Annotated in this window: 16 protein-coding genes and 2 pseudogenes; 3 read left to right on the forward strand and 15 right to left on the reverse strand. The window is 63.2% G+C overall.

Annotation, left to right across the window (positions count from 1 at the left end; translation table 11 throughout):
* Positions 1–45 precede the first annotated feature (45 nt).
* The 9 genes and pseudogenes from HYN69_RS10615 to HYN69_RS10655 form a co-directional block, all read right to left on the reverse strand.
* Positions 46–1,587 (reverse strand): phage major capsid protein, encoded by a 1,542-nt coding sequence (locus HYN69_RS10615; protein WP_108435711.1) that lies wholly within the window; start codon positions 1,585–1,587, stop codon positions 46–48.
* Positions 1,584–1,976, reverse strand: coding sequence for a hypothetical protein (locus HYN69_RS10620; RefSeq protein ID WP_108437157.1), 393 nt, complete (start codon positions 1,974–1,976; stop codon positions 1,584–1,586). Before HYN69_RS10620 ends, HYN69_RS10615 begins: the two co-directional genes overlap by 4 nt.
* Positions 1,966–3,138: a phage portal protein gene (locus HYN69_RS10625; RefSeq protein WP_108435712.1), complete on the reverse strand. Its 1,173-nt coding sequence runs from the start codon at positions 3,136–3,138 to the stop codon at positions 1,966–1,968. Before HYN69_RS10625 ends, HYN69_RS10620 begins: the two co-directional genes overlap by 11 nt.
* Positions 3,139–3,315: 177 nt before the next feature.
* Positions 3,316–3,855 carry a hypothetical protein gene (locus HYN69_RS10630; protein ID WP_159082430.1) on the reverse strand — a complete coding sequence of 180 codons (540 nt, stop codon included), beginning with the start codon at positions 3,853–3,855 and terminating at the stop codon, positions 3,316–3,318.
* 428 nt (positions 3,856–4,283) lie between these two features.
* Positions 4,284–4,760 (reverse strand): FAD-dependent oxidoreductase, encoded by a 477-nt coding sequence (locus HYN69_RS21725; RefSeq protein WP_268902881.1) that lies wholly within the window; start codon positions 4,758–4,760, stop codon positions 4,284–4,286.
* The gene (locus tag HYN69_RS21730; protein ID WP_159082432.1) at positions 4,688–5,206 is read right to left on the reverse strand and encodes an NAD(P)/FAD-dependent oxidoreductase; all 519 of its coding nucleotides are present in this window, start codon (positions 5,204–5,206) and stop codon (positions 4,688–4,690) included. Before HYN69_RS21730 ends, HYN69_RS21725 begins: the two co-directional genes overlap by 73 nt.
* Before the next feature lie 211 nt (positions 5,207–5,417).
* Positions 5,418–6,443 carry an L-threonine 3-dehydrogenase gene (gene tdh / locus HYN69_RS10645; protein ID WP_108437158.1) on the reverse strand — a complete coding sequence of 342 codons (1,026 nt, stop codon included), beginning with the start codon at positions 6,441–6,443 and terminating at the stop codon, positions 5,418–5,420.
* A gap of 13 nt (positions 6,444–6,456) precedes the next feature.
* Positions 6,457–7,646, reverse strand: a pseudogene (locus tag HYN69_RS10650) (glycine C-acetyltransferase).
* Positions 7,647–7,756: 110 nt separating this feature from the next.
* Positions 7,757–8,317 carry a helix-turn-helix domain-containing protein gene (locus HYN69_RS10655; protein WP_108435716.1) on the reverse strand — a complete coding sequence of 187 codons (561 nt, stop codon included), beginning with the start codon at positions 8,315–8,317 and terminating at the stop codon, positions 7,757–7,759.
* Between HYN69_RS10655 and HYN69_RS10660 the strand changes: the two genes are divergently transcribed.
* The 3 genes and pseudogenes from HYN69_RS10660 (at position 8,316) to HYN69_RS10670 (ending at position 12,788) form a co-directional block, all read left to right on the forward strand.
* Positions 8,316–9,908: a sensor histidine kinase gene (locus tag HYN69_RS10660; RefSeq protein WP_108435717.1), complete on the forward strand. Its 1,593-nt coding sequence runs from the start codon at positions 8,316–8,318 to the stop codon at positions 9,906–9,908. The genes HYN69_RS10655 and HYN69_RS10660 overlap by 2 nt on opposite strands.
* 261 nt (positions 9,909–10,169) lie before the next feature.
* Positions 10,170–12,361 (forward strand): annotated as a pseudogene (locus HYN69_RS10665) (thiamine pyrophosphate-dependent enzyme).
* 76 nt (positions 12,362–12,437) lie between these two features.
* Entirely contained in the window at positions 12,438–12,788 is a 351-nt protein-coding gene (locus tag HYN69_RS10670; protein ID WP_108435718.1) for a hypothetical protein, read from the forward strand.
* Between the two features lie 72 nt (positions 12,789–12,860).
* On the opposite strand, the gene HYN69_RS10675 is transcribed toward HYN69_RS10670, so the two are convergent.
* The 6 genes from HYN69_RS10675 to epmA all read right to left on the reverse strand — a co-directional run bounded on the left by HYN69_RS10675 (position 12,861) and on the right by epmA (position 20,301).
* Positions 12,861–14,291: a protein adenylyltransferase SelO gene (locus tag HYN69_RS10675; protein WP_108437159.1), complete on the reverse strand. Its 1,431-nt coding sequence runs from the start codon at positions 14,289–14,291 to the stop codon at positions 12,861–12,863.
* Between the two features lie 87 nt (positions 14,292–14,378).
* Entirely contained in the window at positions 14,379–14,909 is a 531-nt protein-coding gene (locus tag HYN69_RS10680) for a molybdopterin-dependent oxidoreductase (RefSeq protein WP_230426383.1), read from the reverse strand.
* A gap of 163 nt (positions 14,910–15,072) precedes the next feature.
* On the reverse strand, positions 15,073–16,734 hold the full coding sequence (locus tag HYN69_RS10685) for a family 1 glycosylhydrolase (protein WP_108435720.1): 1,662 nt from the start codon (positions 16,732–16,734) through the stop codon (positions 15,073–15,075).
* Positions 16,724–17,869, reverse strand: a complete 1,146-nt coding sequence (gene glf, locus HYN69_RS10690) for a UDP-galactopyranose mutase (protein WP_108435721.1) — start codon at positions 17,867–17,869, stop codon at positions 16,724–16,726. Before glf ends, HYN69_RS10685 begins: the two co-directional genes overlap by 11 nt.
* On the reverse strand, positions 17,862–19,058 hold the full coding sequence (locus tag HYN69_RS10695; protein ID WP_216824592.1) for a glycosyltransferase family protein: 1,197 nt from the start codon (positions 19,056–19,058) through the stop codon (positions 17,862–17,864). The genes glf and HYN69_RS10695 overlap by 8 nt, the downstream gene beginning before the upstream one ends.
* 205 nt (positions 19,059–19,263) lie before the next feature.
* Positions 19,264–20,301 carry an EF-P lysine aminoacylase EpmA gene (gene epmA, locus HYN69_RS10700; RefSeq protein WP_108435722.1) on the reverse strand — a complete coding sequence of 346 codons (1,038 nt, stop codon included), beginning with the start codon at positions 20,299–20,301 and terminating at the stop codon, positions 19,264–19,266.
* Positions 20,302–20,362 lie beyond the last annotated feature (61 nt).

Below are 20,362 nucleotides of genomic sequence, written 5' to 3' on the forward strand. Positions count from 1 at the left end.
AAGCAAAGGGGGAAAGGCAGGGCGCGAACGCCCCTGCCACGGGCCTTAGGCCATCTTGAGCTTTTTGAACTTGATCGCTTGCAGCACGCGCCCCCCGACACGCCGCCCCATATGGTAGCGGGTGCGCTTCAAGGTCGCTTGGCTGTAGGGGTCCACCAGAACCGACAGGGCCAGCCGGTCGATGATCCGATAGCCGCTGAAATCGCCGTAAAGGATCGGGAAGGCGTTGGCCGCCACATCATCCATATCGATGATTTCGGCGACGGGACGGCCAAGGATCGTTTCGGGTTGCCCTTCGGTCAGGCCGGGACGCCAGATGTAATTGCCCTGCCCATCCTTGACGGTCCGCAAGAGGCCGAGCGTGGTGCCGTTCATCGCCCAAGCGCCCTTGCTGCGATAGGACGGCGGGATGGAATACAGCATCTTGATGAGGCTGTCCGACTGCAAAACGGTCGCGTGACCGTTCAGGTATTGCGGGATATCCGCGTTGACCATCAACCCTTCGGGCTGCATCACGCCATCGCCCTTGATAAAGGCCAGCGTTTCCTTTTTCTCGAAATCTTCCGCCGCCGCTTCCCGAACCTCCGCCTCGACCATCGGGGCATCCTGAAGCATGACGTTCGGGATATCGACAAAGGTTGACATACCTTTGCCGATGATTTCGAGCTGCCCGAAAATGTTGGTCGTGGTCGTTTCCGGCTCCGGCGTGGTCTCATCATCCCACGTCGCGTTGCCCATCGGCTTGCGGGTCGGGTAGATCACCGAGGGCGCATTGGTGCCCTTGACCGAGGCCAATGAACGGATCGGCGAAATCTCGACGATATCCTTGATAACTTCCGACGAAAATTCAGCCGGGGCCAGATAGCCGCCGTTCGGGTCGCTCGACAGGGAAAGCAACTTGCGTTCGGTTTCCGGGGCCAGATCTCCGCGCTGCAAATAGGCGGCAAACGCTTTGCGCTCCGGGGTCGGCTCGACCGTTCCGCCCTCGATCGCGGGCCGCAGGGCCTTTGCCTCGAGCTGCGCCACCTGTGCGACATAGGGGGCAACCGCCGCCGCCACCGCCGCTGCAATCTTGGTTTCGATTTCCTCAGCTTCCATCGGTTTTCCGTCCTTCCCGCCCGCTTGGGCTTTTACAGAGGTAACTTTCGCGCCGGGGTGCATGGGCACCGCGACAATTGAGACCTCGACCAGCTCGACCTTGAAAAGATCGCGCCCGCCGCCCGATCGAGGGGCCTTCTTTGTGGCAACGTAGCCAATGGACAAACCGGGCATTGCCCCGGCCAAGATCAGCGCCCGGACCTCAGAGGCCCGCACCACGTCACCCACCAGCAAGCGCCCCTTCACGGCCAAGCCTTCCGAGGTTTCTGCCAGCTCATCCCACACGCCCACCACGTCCGCCGGGTCATGACTTGCCAGCATGGGCAGGGGCACCGAGGCACCGGCAAAGGCCCCCTTATGCACAATGTCGCCGCCCCGGTCGGGGGTGCCGAAGATCGAGGCAAGGCCCGTAACCGTGCCCGCCTCATCCACCGCCAAAGCCGCCTTGAAACTCAGCCGATCGGCCCCGGCTTCCTTGCGCTCGATCATTCGCCCGCCTCCATGAAATTGCGCCGATCGCCCGCGAAGGCGTCCACCTGCGCTTGCAGCCATGCCGCCGCCCGGATCACCCGGACCACGTTTTCAAACTTGAAGGGCACCGGCTCCCCATCCTCGAGGATTTCCCAAGCCTTGACGCACCGGGCCAAAGCTCGAACCCGAACCTTGTCCCGCGCCTCTGCGCTCACCCGGCCCTCATCATCGGTCGCCCGCGCCAGCTCATCGGCCATCGCCAGACGCCCCGCCGATTGCGTGGCGCTATCCGGCCCGACAATCAAAAGCTTGATCCCGGTCCGCTTACCGCTCACCGGGTGCCGCAGCTCGAGCCACGCGCCGCGCTCTTGGTCCTCAGCATTCCCGAGAATTTGGTTAAGCTGCATCCTCGCCCCCATCATCCGCCGCCGCAGGGGCCGGGGCTTGATCCGTGTTGATATTCGGGTTTTCAAAAACGTCGCCGCCCGCGACAGGGGCCATATTGAGCCAAGCCCGCCCCTCATTGCGGTTCAGAACCTTGGCCGCGACAAGGCTTGCAATCGTCGTGGCGCGGGTTGCCAGATCGGCCCGCGTCATGTCGTCCCGATCGAATTTCACCATCAAGCCGCACTTGGCAAAGGCACCCTCGAGGGCTTCAAGCCAAGGCTCGAGGCAATAGACCAAGAACTCTTGCCCCATCTGTTCCGTGTTGCCCCACGTTGCCCGGTCCAGCTCGAAAAGCATGGACGGCGGCACCCGGAATGCCCGCGAAACCTCTTGGATTTGGAATTTGCGGTTTTCGAGGAATTGCGCATCGGTTGACGAAAACGACAGGGGCTTGAACTCTGCCCCGTCATACAAGATCGCCGTTCGCCCGCCCGCGCCCGCGTCCTCGTGGGTTGCCTTCCAGCCCGCCCGCGCCTTCTTAACGCTTTCCTCGCCCATCCCCTTCGGGAACATCAGCACGCCGCCCGGACGTGCCGCGCTTTGGAACAACCGCGCCGCGTGTTGCTCGAGCATCAGGGCAACGCCGATCGCCTCCCGGTAAAGCGACAACGGGGCGCGACCGAACGGGGCGCGAAGATGCACCACGTCCCGCGCCGGAACCCGCATGTTCGCCCCAAGCCGGTAAGACGGTTCACCCGTGAACGTGTCGTAATCCACCAGCCAAGCCCCGGACCGATACCGGACCAGCTCGAGGGGTTCGCCGTTCGGCTTTCGGGTGATGTAGGCAAGCCCGCCGTTATCGTCGGTCAAGGCATCAATCACCAAATCCCGCACCATCTCAAACGAGCTTGTCCAGCCGTTCGCCGCCTTGCCCTTCTCGAGAACCGCCGCCGCAGGTCCAGAACAATCCCGATCGAGACAGGCCACCGCCTCAGAAATGACCCGAAGGGCAGACCCTACAGCCGGAACCCTCAGGGCCGCATCAGCGGAAACCGCAGCACCGCTTGCCGTGACCTCGAGGCCAAACAAGGCGGAAAAAGTCGGGTAGGGGTCCGCAAGGCCCTTTGCCTCGAGCTGGACGCCCCGACCGAAAAAACGACTTAGGATTGATTGCTTTGCCATAGCGCCATTTTCAGCACTAACGCCGACCGATTTGGCAAGACCTATTTTTAATAACCGGCGGTTTTTTGGCTTAATTTCCGCCGCCGTAATATCATTGCGCTATCGTTTTACTACCATTTTAATATCACCGCGCTACCATTTTAATATGATAGCGCGGCGCTACCCCCTTTCTTGGTTCTAAGCAATCGCCCTCAGCCATTCAGCGAACCGCTTTGCAATCCGGGTGCCAGTCTCATCCGAGGCCGAAGGTGGCCACCGCGTCGGGAAATCCCACCCCTCGAGCTGCCCGGATTTGATCCGCCGCCCGATCGCCTCGACCCCGGCAAACCCGTTCGCCCTGAGCCAAGCATCCCACGCCGCCGCCGCATCGCCCCCCGGCTCGACCACCTGACAAACCTGCGTCGGGCGTCCAGCATTCGGCACGATGATTTTCGTCGCAAAGCGGGGGGCGGGCCTTTGGTTCATATTTGGTTGATCCTTATAGGGGGGTGCAGGGGGGATTTCCTCACAGTGCCGCGCCTGCGGCATTGACTGTTCGTTTTGGCGGCACTGTTCACTACCGCCGTCGCGGCACTGTTCACTACCGCCGTCGCGGCACTGTTCGCCCGACTTGAAGCGATACACCGCCCGCCGTCCGGGGGCATTGCCGCCGCCGCGCTCGAGCCATCCGGCGTTGACCAGCTCCGCCACGGCATCCACAACCGCCGTGCGTTTCATTGAAACCGCCTCGCAAAGCTTCTCGAGGCCGGGGGAACATTCGGGCACGCCACGCGCCGCGAATTGTTCGGTCATGACGTGCGCCAATAGTTTCGCAAGCGGCGAAAGGCGCGGGTCTTTGGTCAGGGATTTTATCCAAGCCCATCGCTCACGCGACCACCCATCGGGGGCCGCGCCATGAAAGGGAATTACTTTTGCCACCCCTCACACCCCGCTAAAACGGGGCGGAATGGCTGTATCATGTTGCCGGATTGTGCCCGGTTTGTCCTGATACGGTTTTTTAGGTAAAGCGGTTGATTGTTTTACGCTATTGCACGCCTTTGCAATCCGCTGCGTAACCTCTCCGCCAACCCGCCAAGAGCGTTGTCCGACTATACGACCCGGTGGCGCGGTGCAAGCCCTTGCCGCCACCTGGCCGCACTTTCCGCTCAATAGGCAGCCAGCCCCTCGGCCACGCGCAACCGGTTGTGGATCGCCACAGCCGCAACCTCGCCCTGCGCCATCGCCACGCCGATCTGGTTCAAACCCGTTACGGAATCGCCCGCAGCGAACAGCCCGCGGATCGAGGTTTCCTGCCCCTCGCCCGTCACCACGCGCCCGTCGGACGTCACCGTCAGCCCTGCAACTTCGGGCAGACGCACATCCACCCCCATCGCCGAATAGGCCATATCGAAAGACGTCTCGCCACCTCCTTCAAACCGCACAGTGACACCGTGGCCAACCCCCGCGTCCACCGCCGTCACCGGCGTTTCGACCACAGGGATCGACCATCCGGACAGTTGCTCCCGCGTTGTGTTTTCCACGGAAAGCTGCGCCCCCAGCGTGACCACGGTCACGTCGCCACTATAGCTGCGCAAAAACAGCGCCTCGCCCGCTGTACCAGGCAAGGCACCGATGACCGCGATGCGCTTGCCTTGCGCCTCGTAGCCGTCACAAACAGGGCATTGCCGCAGCACACCTGCCTGCACCAGCGCCTCGGCCCCTGAACCGGTGCAAGCCTGTCGCGCACCCCGCCTGCAAGTATCACGGCCTGCGCCTCGACCACGCCTCGATCAGTCTCGACGCGAAACGTACCGCCCAAAGGGACTACCCGCCCGACCACCGAGCGAAGCGGTTTGCGCCCGTAAGCGGCAAACTGTGCGTGCATGCGGTCCAGCAATTCGACCCCACGGATTCCGTCGGGAAATGCCGGATGGTTGTGAGAGCGCGGGATCAGCCGCGCCCTGCTCTCGCCCGCATCGACAACCAGCACGCGCCGCCGGAACCGCGCCAGATAGATTGCTGCCGTCAACCCCGCCGGCCCCGCGCCCACCACCACCACATCGACCTCGGCCACTTCCCGCCCTCCCATGCTGTCTGCAAGGGAAGGAAACCAGCCCGCCTCCACCCCGTTCCCCGGAAGCAAGCGGATCCGACGCGCGCTGCTTTTACACCCGCTCAAATATCCTCGGGGGGAATGGACGCGGAAACTGCGGCACGTGGGAGCGAGACGACCCGTCAGCCCTTTTGTGCGCCGAAGGGTGCGCAAAAGGAAAAGAACGCTCGCGCTGCACGCGCTATGCTCAGGTCCAGTCGAGCACGACCTTGCCAGACAGGCCCGACCGCATTACCCCGAAGCCACGAGCGAAATCATCCACCCCGAAGCGATGGGTGATCACGCGCCGCACGTCCAGCCCATTCTCCAGCATGGCGATCATCTTGTACCAGGTCTCGAAAATCTCGCGCCCGTAGACCCCCTTGATCGTGATCGCCTTGAACACGATGCGGCTCCAGTCGACCGGCGATTTGCCAGGCGGTATTCCCAACATGGCGATCCGCCCGCCCATCACCAGAGCCTCGACCATCTGGTCGAGCGCGGCCTGCGACCCGGACATCTCCATGCCCACATCGAAACCCTCGGTCATCTTCAACCGTGCCTTCACGTCGGCCAAACTCTCTTCGGCCACGTTCACCGGCACCACATCCGCCACCTGCGAGGCAAGTTCAAGGCGCTCCGGATTTATGTCGGTAATCACGACGTGCCGCGCACCGACATGACGCGCTACGGCGGCCGCCATTATACCGATCGGCCCGGCGCCGGTGATCAGCACGTCCTCGCCCACCAGATCAAAGCTGAGAGCGGTGTGCACGGCATTTCCCAAAGGGTCGAGAATCGCCCCGATCTCGTCATCGATGTCGTCGGGCAAAGGCACCACGTTAAACGCCGGAAGCCGCAGATACTCGGCAAATGCCCCTTGTTCGTTCACCCCGATCCCCCGCGTGGCGGGGTCGAGGTGGAATTTGCCCGCACGGCTCTGCCGCGACTGCCGCCCGATCAGATGCCCTTCGCCGGAACAGCGCTGGCCGATATGCAAGCCTTCCACATTGCGGCCCATCTCAACGATCTCGCCCGCGAATTCATGGCCGGTGATCAAGGGCACCGGCACCGTCTTTGCCGCCCACTCGTCCCAGTTCCAGATATGGATATCTGTCCCGCAAATCCCTGTCTTGCGGATCTTTATAAGCACATCGTCTGGCCCGATTTCGGGCACCGGGCGGCGCTCCATCCACAAGCCCGGCTCTGCCTTGGCCTTTACCAGCGCCTTCATCTCGTTGGACATGTCATATCACCCCCAAAGTGCGGCCCGCATCGCGAAACGCGGCCAGCCCGAAATCCAGATCATCGCATGACAGTCGCGCATTCATTTGCGTCCTGATGCGTGCAGCTCCCTTCGGGACGACCGGGAAGAAGAACCCGGCAACGTGCACGCCCCGCGTCGCCAGTTCCTGCGCCATGCCCTGCGCCAACTTCGCATCGCCCAGCATCACCGGCACGATCGGATGCCCGCCTGCCAGAAGCGTGAAGCCGGCATCCTGCAGGCCTGCGCGCCAATAGTCGGCGTTGGCGAACAATTGCGCCCGCAGGGAATCCGCAGCCTCGACAATATCCAGTGCCGCCAAGCCCGCCCCAACGACTGCCGGCGGCAAAGCGTTCGAGAAAAGATAAGGCCGTGCCCGCTGCCGAAGCAGGTCGATCACCGCCTGCGGCCCCGCAATATAACCCCCAAAGCACCGCCCAGCGCCTTGCCCAACGTGCCGGTCAGGATATCGACATCCACCCCGAAATGCGCCGCTGTCCCACGCCCCTCGGGCCCAATGAAACCCGTGGCATGGCAATCGTCCACCATAACCAAAGCTCCAAAGTGCTCCGCCAAAGCGGTGATCTCGGGAAGCTTCGCCAGATACCCGTCCATCGAAAACACGCCATCCGTCGAGATCATGACGAACCGCGCCCCGTCAGCCCGCGCCGCAACCAGTTGCGCTTCCAGATCGGCCATGTCCGAATTGGCATAGCGATAGCGCCGCGCCTTGCACAGGCGCACACCGTCGATGATCGACGCGTGATTCAAACTGTCCGAGATGATCGCATCCTCGGCCCCGAGCAGCGGCTCGAAAAGCCCACCGTTCGCATCGAAACAGGCGGCGAACAGAATGGAATCGTCCTTGCCCAGAAACCCCGCGATCCGCTTTTCCAACTGCCGGTGCAAATCCTGCGTCCCGCAGATGAAGCGCACCGATGCCATCCCGAAGCCATGCCCCGCCATAGCCGCTTCCGCAGCCGCGACCAGACGCGGATCATCGGCCAAGCCGAGGTAATTGTTGGCACAAAGGTTCAGCATCTCGCGCCCGCCCATCGAGACGCGCACGCCCTGCGCTCCCCCGATCAGCCGCTCGCGCTTGAACATGCCCTCGGCCTCGATGCCCTCAAGCACCCCGCCGATATGCTCCAGAAACGCCGCCTTATCCGCCATGACAGAACTCCTTCCGCTTTTACGGAAATCTCGCACACCAAGGCCCTTCCGTCAATATAGCGGAAACTTATCCGCCAAACCGGACGAAAATACTTCAGAAGAAATTGCCCTCAACTGTCCTGCACAATCAGGATCGCCCGCGCAGCACCGCCCACCGCCCGGATCGCATGGTCGCGGTCCGCAGGATAGCGCGCCACATCGCCCGCGCCCAACCGATCCACCTCGTCTCCCGACTGCACCGACAGCACGCCTTCGATCACAGTCAGATGCTCGCGGCACCCCGACGAATGCGGCGCCGACACCAGCGCACCCCCCGCAGCGAAAGCCAGATCGTAAACCTCGTGCTCGCCCACCGCCTCGGCAGGCGACAGGATCCGGATCGTCACCCCTTCGCCCCGCCCCGCGATCACGGGGGCCGCGCCCGCCCGCGTCACCTCGATCCCCGCCGTAGGCTTGCCTTCCAGCAACCCTGCGAAATCCACCTGCAGGGCCTGCGTCAGGTTCCATAATGTGGCAACCGTCGGGCTGCTTTCGCCCCGTTCGATCTGGCTGACCATCGAACGCGACACGCCCGACAGCTTTGCCACCGCATCCAGCGAAAGTCCCCGTGCCTTGCGTGTTTCGCGCAACGACACTGCCAAACGCTCGTGAATGTCACTTCGCTGATCCATGAAGCGCAAGATGCACCCCCTCTCCCGTGACGTCAACGTGCGGTCAAATCGGCGCCACGGTGCTTGCCCCGCTCTGTGTCAGGAAATTCCCCGCAACAAACGGAACCATGCGCGGCGCAGCGCGTTCGCGTCCGACCCGGAAATTGGCGATGTTCCAAAAAAGGAGCGAGGGAATGACGCAGTGAGAAAGAAGGAACTGACCTTAACCAACGACAGCAACCCGCCCGTCTTGTCCCATCCCGAGGCATGGGCGATCCTTGAGACCACCCCGGCCATGGTCTGGCTGGGCGATGCTGCCGGAAACTGCATCTTCCTCAATCGCTCCTTGCGCGACTTCTGGGGAGTGGACGACATTGAAACCTTTACTTGGGCTGAAACGCTACACCCCGACGATCACAACCTGCTTAGCGGGCCTTACGGGCAGGCTATGGCTGACCGGACCCCGCTCTGCATCGAAGCCAGATACCGGCGCGCCGACGGCGCTTGGCGCTGGCTCCGGACCGAGGCCAATCCCCGTTTCGATGCGACCGGCCAGTTCACCGGCATGGTAGGCGTCAACTTCGACGTGACCGACCAGCGCGAGGCCGAGGCAGGATTGCGCCGTTCGCGCGACCAGCTTGAATTCGCCATCGAAGCAGCCGGTGAGGTTGGCACTTGGCTCTGGGACGTCGATCGCGATGAAATCCGCGCCGACAAACTGGCATGGTGTGGTCTCGACACGTCGGTGGACGGCTCGGCGCCAGGTCATTTGCAGCAGTTTCTCGCCGCCATTCACCCCGATGACCGGCCCCGCGTGACAGACGAGATCACAGTTGCAGTTAAAACCGGAGATGCCTACCGCACCGAGTTCCGCATCAAGGGCGATGGGGGCGAGCGCTGGCTTTCTGCTTCGGGCCGTTGCCAACGCGACGCTACGGGAAGACCGATCGTCTTTGCCGGTCTGACAGTCGATGTCACCGACCGACGCCAGCGCGAAAATGAAACACTTATTTTATCACGAGAGCTTTCGCACCGCCTGAAGAATGCGTTTGCCGTGATACAATCGATGGTCGCACAAAGCTCGCTGCGCTCTCCGGCATCTGCGCCAGAGCTGAAAGACCTTTCGGGTCGCATCCGTGCGCTGAGCAAGGCGCATTTCCTGTCGCTTCCCGACCGGCCCCTGCAGATAGGAACATCAAGCCTGCGCGAACTCGCCATATCCATCGTGACCCCCTATTGCGAAACCGGCGACTCCTTCGTGTGGAGCGGTCCCGACATTGACATTCCTTCCGGTACCACGACCGCATTCGCCCTGACGATCAACGAACTTGCGACCAATGCAGCGAAATATGGTAGCCTTGCTGGCAAGGGACAGGTGCACCTGACCGTCAGCGCCGGGGAAGCTGGTGCAAGCCTCGTATGGCGCGAAAGCGGTGGCTTGCCGCCTGATACGGGGATGCTACGCGAAGGGTTCGGCACGGTGCTGATCCGTCCCAGCGTCGAAACCCTGAACGGCATATGCAGCAAGCAATGGCACGCCGACGGTCTGGAATGGACGCTGCTTGTTCCGTGGGGCGGAATCATGCTGCGCGGCACGAGTTTGCAGGACTGACACCCCAATCCTGCAGGCTTGGGGGTAGGCCCGTTTCGGCAGCTTCGCAAGACGATCAAGGGGCCGTCCGGGCAGGTGACCGTTGCCCGCTCGAACTAACTGTGGTTTCCAATTGGAACGCACAACCGCATCCCATTCCGGACCAAGCATGAAGCCCGCCTTGCCCCTCGACCGCGCAGACCGTGACAGTTCCCGTGACAGTTCCCGTGACCTTGGCGATACACGCCCGTTGTGCAATGCCACCCTTGGCGAGGTGACCTGATGGACCGTTGCGACATCGTCCACGCCAACTTCCTGTCCCGGGTGGCGGCCGGTGACCTGCCGCAAGGCTGCAAGCCCGCCGGACCGCTGACCCGCGACCTCGCCGTGTCGCTGTTCCGATCAGGCTGCACCAGCCGTGCGCTCGACCGGCAAAGCCGCGCCATGCAAAAGGCGGGACAGGGGTTCTACACCATCGGCTCCTCGGGCCACGAAGGGCTTGCCGCCGTCGCCGCCGCCCTGCGCCCGACCGACATGGCCTTTCTGCATTACCGCGACGCCGCCTTCCAGATCGCGCGGGCCGAACAGGTGCCGGGTCAGACGATGACGCGCGACATGCTCCTGTCCTTCGCCTCGTCCTGCGAAGACCCGATCTCGGGCGGCAGGCACAAGGTGCTGGGCAGCCGTGCGCTGATGATCCCGCCGCAAACATCAACCATCGCGAGCCACCTGCCCAAGGCGGTGGGGGCCGCCTATTCCATCGGTGCCGCCCGCCGCCACCGGCCCGAACACGCCCTGATGCCCGATGATGCGCTGGTCTATTGCAGTTTCGGCGACGCCTCGGCCAACCATTCCACGGCCCAAGGGGCGTTCAACGCCGCGCAATGGACGGCCTATCAATCCATCCCCCTGCCGCTGCTGTTCTGCTGCGAGGATAACGGCATCGGCATCTCGACCAAAACCCCCAAGGCTGGATCGCGGCCACCTTCGCCAGCCGCCCCGCGCTGAAATATTTTGCCTGCGACGGGCTCGACCTTTACGACACCTATGCCACCGGCCTTGCCGCCGCCGACTATGTCCGCACGCGCCGCAAACCCGCCTTCCTGCATGTGCGGACCCTGCGCCTTTACGGCCACGCAGGGGCCGACATGCCCACAACCTACCTACCCCGAGAAGAGGTCGAGGCCGACGAGGCCAACGATCCCCTGCTCCATTCCGTCCGCCTGCTTGGCCAAGCGGGTGCGCTGACACCACGTGACGCATTGGCGATCTATACCGAAACCGCCGACCAAGTGGCCCGCATCGCCGCCGAGGCCGTCACCCGCCCGCGCCTGCAAACCGCAGCGCAAGTCATGGCCGCGATCACCCCGCCCCGCCGCGCGAACCGCGCCACGAACGGCCCCGCCCCGCAAGCCCGCGCTAGCGCCTTCGGGGCTGACCTCAAAGCGATGGACGACCCGCAGATCATGTCGCGCCTGATCAACTGGACGCTCACCGACCTTATGCTGACCCACCCCGAACTGGTAATGATGGGTGAAGACGTCGGCAAGAAAGGCGGCGTCTATGGTGTGACGCAAAAGCTGCAAGCCCGCTTCGGCCCAGACCGGATGATCGACACGCTGCTCGATGAACAATCCATCCTCGGCCTTGCCATCGGCATGGCGCAGAACGGTTTCGTGCCGCTGCCCGAAATCCAGTTTCTCGCTTATGTCCACAACGCCGAAGACCAGATCAGGGGCGAAGCCGCGACACTGCCCTTCTTTTCCGAAGGGCAATTCACCAACCCCATGGTGATCCGCATCGCAGGGCTTGGCTATCAGAAAGGCTTCGGCGGGCATTTCCACAATGACAACTCGCTTGCCGTGCTGCGCGACATTCCGGGCGTCATCCTTGCGGTGCCTTCGGACGGGGCCGATGCCGCGATGATGCTGCGCGAATGTGTCCGCCTTGCGCGTGAAGAACAGCGCGTCGTGGTCTTTGTCGAACCTATCGCGCTTTATCCGATGCGCGACCTGCACACCGAAAAAGACGGCGCATGGCTGCGCCGCTATCCCGACCCGTCGCGGACCATCCCCTTGGGTCAGGTGGGCACCGAGGGCAAGGGCACCGACCTTGCCATCGTCACCTTCGGCAATGGCCGCTTCCTGTCGCATCAGGCACTTCCCGCGCTTCAGGCCGCAGGCATCGCCACCCGCATCATCGACACGCGCTGGCTGTCGCCCCTGCCGAAACCTGCGCTGACCGCAGCGGTCGCAGGCTGCCGCCACATCCTGATCGTCGATGAAACCCGCCACTCGGGCGGCGTGGCCGAGGCGCTGATGGCGCATTTTTGTGAAACCGCCCCCGGCGTCCCGCTTGCCCGCCTGACCGCCGAAGACAGCTTCATCGCCACGGGCCCCGCCTATGCCGCAACCCTGCCCTCGCACGATAGAATTATCGCCGCCGCCTTGTCGCTGATGCAGGCCAAGCCATGACCGCCACGCTGCGCCCCCGCGCTTGACAATCTGTCCGAATGCAACAGCTTTCTGAACGGACATCAGGGAGAAAGACATGCGCGTCCTTCGCAACACCGCCGCGATCCTTGCCTTCGCGGCACTGCCCGTTTCGGCGCAGACATTTGCAACCGGCGACCAGATCAAGGCTGCAATCGCCGGCAACACGGTGCAGGGCAACATGCTCGCATCCGGCGCCTACACCGAATTCTATCAGGCTGACGGGGTGATCAAGGGCGCTGATTACACCGCCAAATGGTCGGTCAACGGTGACGAGATGTGTTTCGACTACGGCGAGGGCGCAAGCTGCTGGTCGGTCCAGATCAAGGGCGATGCCGTGACCTGGATCAAGGACGGTGTCGAAGATGGCACCGGCACCCTCGTCGCGGGCAATCCCAACAAATACTAAACGCAGTCCAGCCAAGACCGCGCCGTTGCGCCTTTTTGGGCATAGAGCCAGCGCAGCGGCCCGGCACCCTGCTTACGTGCCGCAATAGGTGACGTAACGCCCAAAACCGCTTGGCGCGGGCAGCATGAAGGCCTCGCGTTCGACGAAAGGCTCGGTCACGGCGGCGAGCAGCGCGTGAAACGGGGCCATATCGCCGCCCGTCGCCGCCGCAAGCGCCGCTTCGACCTGATGGTTGCGCGCAATGACCGCCGGATTGGCCGCCAAGAGCCGCGCCTCGGCCCCGTCCGACAGCCGCGCGCGCCACCGCCCGAGCCATGCCCGCATCGGGCCTGCATCGGCAAACAGCGGCAGAACTGCCCCGTCATCGGCCACCGCGGCCGCCAGACGGCGAAAGGTCAGCGTCCAGTCCGCACCCTGCCCCTCCATCGCGGCAAGCAGCCCGTCGGCCAAGTCAGCATCCCCGTCCTCCACTCCGACCAGCCCCAGCTTGGCCCGCATCACCGCCAGCCATTCCGCCCGATACCGCCCCGCGATCCCTTCGAGCAGGCCGTTGGCGATATCGACCGCCCGGTCGCCATCGGCATCGAACAGCGGCAACAGCGCCTCGGCCAACCGCGCGAGATTCCAGCCAAGGATCAGCGGCTGGTTGGCATAGGCATAGCGCCCGCCATGGTCGATTGACGAAAACACCGTCCCCGCCGCATAAGCTTCCATGAAAGCGCAAGGCCCGTAATCGATGGTCTCACCCGACAGCGCCATGTTATCGGTGTTCATCACCCCGTGGATGAAGCCCACCCCCATCCACCCTGCGATCAGCCGCGCCTGCGCGCCCGTGACCGCCTGAAACAGCGCGACATAAGGGTTATCCGCCGTCGCACATTCGGGATAATGGCGCGCGATGGTGTAATCGGCCAAGGCGCGCAGCTTTTCCACCTCGCCGCGTGCGGCAAAGAACTGGAAGGTGCCGACGCGGACATGGCTTGCCGCCACCCGTGTCAGGACCGCACCGGGCAAGGCGGTTTCGCGCCAGACATCCTCGCCGGTCGCCACCACCGCCAAGGCCCGTGTCGTGGGAATGCCAAGCGCGTGCATCGCCTCGCCCAGCAGATATTCACGCAGCATCGGCCCCACCGCGGCCTTGCCATCGCCACCGCGAGAAAATGGCGTCCGGCCCGACCCTTTTAGCGCAATGTCCCGTCTGCGGCCTTTCGTGTCGATTACCTCACCAAGCAGATGCGCGCGCCCATCCCCGAGCTGTGGTGAAAACCCGCCGAACTGATGGCCCGCGTAGGCCTGCGCGATCGGCTCCGCCCCCTCGGGCAGACTGGCCCCGGACAAAACCGCCGCCGCATCCTCGCCCAGCGCGACCCCCAATTCCTGCGCCAAGGCATGATTCAACACCAGTGCCTTCGGCGCTGGCGCGGGCACTGGGTCGACCGCAAGCCACATTCCCGGCAAGGCGCGCTTGTAAGTGTTGTCGAAGCGGAACGCAGGTATCGTCATCGGCTGGGACTCCGGAACGCGCCACGAAGAAAAAAGGCGCCTGCCTGATATGGGCGGCGCCTTCATCCTTGGCAAGCGAAGCAAACGTTACTTAGTCACTTCCATCTTTGCGACCTGCCAGATCGAGCGGGCATAGACGACCTCGCTTTGGTAATCCTTGCTCGAATCGTAGGGGTAGATCACCCAGAGCGGCCCCTTGTCACGGACCGAAAGCCCCTCGCCGTTCGCCTCGAACGCCAGCACCGCACCGCCCTCGACCGCGTCTTCCATCGGGATCTGCACGGTGTAGTCATTCAGCGCCGAAGCGGCGATCATGCTACCCTGAGCGCCCACTTCCTGCATCAACCGAACCAACGGCACGCCACGGAACTCCTGCACCCCGTCGGTCCAGATCGTCGAAGTCGTTACGGTCACCGGGTCCATGGCTTCCAGCATTGCCAGATCGAACTGCGCGGACTCTCCGGCATTCTTGCGTTCGATCGCGCCTGTGATGGTCATCAAGACCTCACCGGTCGGGGCACCCAGATCTTGGGCCACCACGGCCGTAGCAGCCAAGCCGAACAGGCCCGCAGCGGCCAAAGCTTTGAAAAATCCCATATCGACGAACCACCTTTTCATCTGTCCGCCCCTCATACGTCCGAATGTGGAAGAACACACCTATCCAAAGGGGGTACTACTGTCATCTTTCGTCGGCAAAACGGTTTGCAACCCAAGCGTAGAACGCTCTGGCGACTTTCACAACGAACGTCACAAATCCGTGTAGTCCAAGCGTTGCGGCACGCTAGGCCGGCAGACCCGCCCGCCGCTCATAGGCTGCCGGCACCGGCACGCGACGTACTGCGCCTATTGTCATCCGTTCGATCCGGAACTGACCGTGCATCGCCAGATGCGACAACCGCAGATGGCCCGTCTCGCCATCAAGGATCAGGTCCAGCACCGCATGCACTGCCGCATCAGGGCGCTCCTGCGCCTGCGTTTCGACGACCAGCCCGCTCGAAAAGCGAAACCGCAGCCGTCGCCCGTCGGCCATCCGCTCGGCACGGATCACACCAAGCACGGGGCGCGGACCAAGCGTCAAACGACGCATTTTGCAGGCTTCACGCAGCGCAAGTACCAGCACTTCGTCTCCCTGCACCGAAAAGAGCGCCTCGACCGCCTCGGACTTTTCGGGGCGCCACCACCCCGGTCGTTCTAGCGTGGGATGCGAAAAACTGCCGGTCTCGCAGAGGTCCGCCACCGCAGTGCCCAAGGCCGTAAGACGTGGCGGCATGCTCCGCACGTCGAAGGCCCCGCATTCGTAATGCCCGGCCGTGCTCACCAGAAGCGAGTTCCAATCGGTCGTGCCGAGCAGTGACCAGACGGCTACTGCCTTGACAGCTATCCCTTCGGTGCGCGCCAGCTGCGCCGCCTCCCAGGCTTCGGCGAGCCAACGCAACTGCTCCTCACGGGTCGAGCCATTGTGCACTTCCGTCAGTGCGATGGGCAGGCTGTACCGGGCATGGACCTCGCGGATGCGATGGATCACGCCGCACTGGCCTTCCAGCGCCGCGACATGCACCGCCGACACATCGACATAGCGGTCCCGGCCATTTCCGCCGGGACGGGTATGCGGATGCGCGGCAAGATCGGGGTCGAGATACCGGTCCGATGTCAGATACTGGTCGATACCGATGATGTCGGGCGGGCACGGAGCATCACAAAGCGTCTGCAACTCGCTGACCTGCACCCCCACCGCCACCAGCTTGCACCAAAACCCGTGCGACGGGTCGACACGGCCACATATCAGATCGAAGAACAAAAACCGTCGCAGGTTTTCGTAATCAGCCTGATAGCCAAGCCCCGGCCCGGCAAAGACCCGTCCGACATCCTCGGTCTGAACCAGCTTGGCCCGCGGGATGACAGCCCGTATCCGCCGCATGGCCATGACCGTTGCCTGCGCCGACCCGAAGACCATGCGCAAGAACGAAGCCTCGTCGCGGCGGTGCGGATGCCATATGCCGTAAAGACAGTTGAACCGCGCCGTCGTCACCGGCTCGTTGATCGGTGTGAACATCCGCAACCACGGATAGCGCCGCGCCACGGCTTCGGCGTAATCACCGAAATCCTCGGCAAAGCCAGCGTCCATGGGCGAGAGGTCATCCGGCCCCAGCCCGTGATGCAAGAGTCCCGCGACGGGCCTGATCCCCAGCGCCTGCATCTTTGCCAACCGCGCATCATGCCAGCGCCAGTCGCGTCGCCCGTTCCGCTCGACCGAAGCCCAAAGTACCGGATAGCGCAGCGTGCGTATCCCCAGACCTGCGATCCGCTCCAGATCGCCGCGTCGTGCGCGGTGCCCGTTCTCGACAATCTGGTCGCGGTAACCGTCACCCACCCTGACATGCGTGCATTCGATCCCGCCCCAGACCTCGGGACTGCTCCACCATTGCTCCCGATCATCCCGCATGTGCAGCCCCCCCCAGCTTGTGCCCGCGCCGCGAGACACCGCCAAGGCGCGCGTCGATACGGGAAAAGGTCGAAAGTGCCTGGGCCACGACCTGATCCATATTGTAATAGCGATAGGTAGCTAGCCTTCCTGCAAACCACACGTCCGGTTCCTCGGCCGCCAAAGCCTCGTAGCGCTTGAACAGTGCCTCGTTCTCGGGGCGTGGCACGGGGTAGTAGGGGTCGCCCGTCGCTGACGGATATTCGTAAGTGACACTGGTCTTGGGGTGCGACTGACCCGTCAGATGCTTGTATTCGGTGATCCGCGTGAACTCTTCCGTCTGCGGGTAGTTCACCGTCCCCACCGGCTGTGCCCATTCCTCGTCGCGCGTGACATGTTCAAAGCGCAACGACCGGTAAGGCAAACGCCCCAAGCGAAAGTCGAAGTACTCGTCGATCGGTCCGGTATATACCACCCGCCCCCAGTCAGGCGTATCCTTCAGGTCGCGGTAATCGACCCCAAGACGCAGCTCGATGTTGGGATGGTCGAGCATCCGCTCGAACATGCGCGTATACCCGTCACGCGGCATCTGCTGGTAGGTGTCGGTGAAATAGCGGTCATCGCGGTTGGTGCGCGTGGGTATCCGCGCCGTCACCGATTTCGCCAGTTCCGACGGGTCAAGCCCCCATTGCTTGCGAGTGTAGCCTTTGAAAAATTTTTCATAAAGATCGCGCCCAACGGTCGAAACTACCACATCTTCGGACGTCTCGATTTTGGCCACCGGCTCGCGCACCGTCTCCAGCCACTTTTCCATCCCCTCGCTGTCGAGGTCCATTCCATACAGGCGGTTGACCGTGTCTAGGTTGATCGGAATGGGCAAAAGCATCCCGTCGACCATCGCCAGAACGCGGTGTTCATAAGGTCGCCATTCCGTAAACCGGCTCAGATACTCGACAATAGCCGCCGAATTGGTGTGAAAGATATGCGGCCCATAGCGGTGGATCATCACCCCCGCCGCATCGGGATGGTCATAGGCATTCCCCGCGATATGATCGCGCCGGTCGATTACCAATACCTTTTCGCCCCGCTCCGTCGCTATCCGTTCCGCAATCACCGACCCCGCAAAACCGGCACCCACGATAAGCCAATCATGCATCCGAAGCCTCCAACCCCGAAGTCGGGGTAAAGGTCTTCAACCTGCGGAAATTCTGCGTCCGCTTCCGCACGCCGGCACGCACTAATTCCGCTTCCATTTCTTCCCAGGTCGCGTCCCAGCTCGTGGTAGCAAGATGGCTGTCCACGCTCGCCAGCCATCCCGAAGAGGGCTTGGCCAACAACCCGCGTAAGACATCGGTCACCGCCTCGTGCCCCTCGGCAATAGTCACAAGCCGACCCTCGCCGTAACCCCGCACCACATCGGGCACGGGCGTCGACATCAGGGGCAGTCCGGCCGCGAGAAATTCCGGCGTCTTGGTCGGGCTGATGAAACGCGTCGACTCGTTCAACGCAAACGGCATCCAGCCCGCATCCCAGTTCGCCATATAGGCCGGAAGCTGGGCGTACGCTTTCGATCCAAGCCAGTGAAGGTTCGCCGGACGCGGCAAAGCGGCTTGGTCGATCTTCACGATCGGCCCCAGCATGACGAATTGCACATCCGGCAAAGCAGCAGACACTTGACCCACCAGATCGATGTCCATCCGCTCGTCGATCACTCCGAAGAAGCCGACCCGCGGATACGCGATACCGCGCTGGTCGTCGGGGTCGGCCAGATCGCCCCGCGCCCGCCCGAAATGCGCCGAGTCCACACTTGACGGGAAAGCGAACACCCGCGGATGCTTGTCGCGCTTGGCCTCGTAAAGGCTCATGCCGCCGGTAAAGACCACATCGGCCTGCCGGAACAGCCGCTCTTCGTTGGCCCTTAACCCTGCCGGCGGATCGCGGAAGGCAGAGAGTTCATCCATGCAATCGTAAACGGTCACATCCGCCGCCACATGGCCTGCGAAATCGAGCGCCATTGGGGTATAGAACCACATCACCAGACGGTCATGCGGCTCGGAGCGGACCAGACCATCGACCAGTCCCTTCAAGGCCCCCGACACATCCTGGCAATCGGTGGGCAAAATCGGCGTAGCAACCCGCACCCCCGACCGGTCCAGCCGCATCCGCAGCGAAGGCCGCTTGCCCGCCTCGCGGAGTGGTTCTTCGAAATAGATCACATCATGCGTCGCAGCAGCCCGTGTCATCAGGTGCTGCGGACGCTGGAACACAAGGTCCCAGCGCAGGTGTGAAAGGCAAAGAATCAGGCTTTTCGGGCAAGGCCGCGCAAAGGCCGTTGGCGTGTCCATCGGCAGTCTCCGGTCGCTAAATGTGGTGGTTCATCCCCCACACAACCTGAATTTGCGGCCTTGGTTCCGCACCGCGTTCACGACCCGCCACGCCTTAGGCGGGTTCGCGCCGTCAAGTCTTTGAGCAGACTTGTATTTGTCAAAATCGATGGCCCTTGGCCTTCGCATCCCGCCCCGATGCGCCCGTGCAGGGCCACTTATGGGTTCAATCCGCCACGGGCACCCAGATCACATCATCGATCCGCGGCGCACCCGTCGCCAGCATCACCAGCCGGTCGAACCCCAGCGCGATCCCACTCGCCGCAGGCATATGCGCCAGAGCGGCCAGAAAATCCTCGTCCAAAGGATAGCGTTCCCCGTAAACCCGCGCCTTTTCATCCATCTCCAGCCCGAACCGCCGCCGCTGCTCGGCGGGATTGGTCAATTCGCCGAACCCGTTGGCCAGTTCAACCCCGCAGGCGTAAACCTCGAAGCGTTCGGCTACGCGGCCGTCACCGACCACGGGCCGTGCCAGCGCCGCCTCGGCGGCCGGGTAGCGGTCAAGTACAGTGATCCGACCGTTGCCAAGGTTCGGCTCGACCTTTTCCGACAGCGCGCGGCTCAGCATGTCCGACCACGTGTCATCATCGGCCACCCGCACGCCTGCCTGCGCCATCTGCCCGCGCAAGGCAGCGGCATCGGTCGCCCCGTCCGGCCCGACCGTCGCCAAAAGGTCGATCCCGGCATGGGTGGTAAAGGCTTCGGCCACACTGATCCGCTCGAACGGCAGGAACGGATCGCAAACCCGGTCACGGTAGCGCAACACCTCGCCCCGCGCCGCCTTGACCGCCAGCCGCAGGAAGGCTGCGGTATCCTCCATCAGGACCGAGTAATCCTCGCCCGCACGATACCATTCCAGCATGGTGAATTCGGGGCTGTGCAGCGCCCCGCGCTCGCGGTTGCGCCAGACATGGGCAAAGGCCGCGATCCGCCGCTCTCCGGCAGCCAGCAGTTTCTTCATCGCGAATTCGGGGCTGGTGTGCAGATACATCGTGCGCGCCACCCCGTCATTGCCGATAGCTTGGGTGGCAAAGGCGTGCAGATGCGCCTCGTTCCCGGGGCTGACCTGCAAAGCCACCGGATCGACCTCGGTAAACTCGTGCTCGGCCAGCCAGACCCGCAGCGCCGCCTGTATCCGGTTGCGCGCCAAAAGTACGCCCCTCCGGTCCGCATGCCGCGCCTTGTCCCACCACTGCCCGCCCATCAGACCTGCCCGCTTTCGATTGAGATTTCCCGCGAGATGCGCTAGACGCCCCGCCAACCGG

It is taken from the genome of Gemmobacter aquarius (assembly GCF_003060865.1).
Lineage (GTDB): Bacteria > Pseudomonadota > Alphaproteobacteria > Rhodobacterales > Rhodobacteraceae > Paragemmobacter > Paragemmobacter aquarius.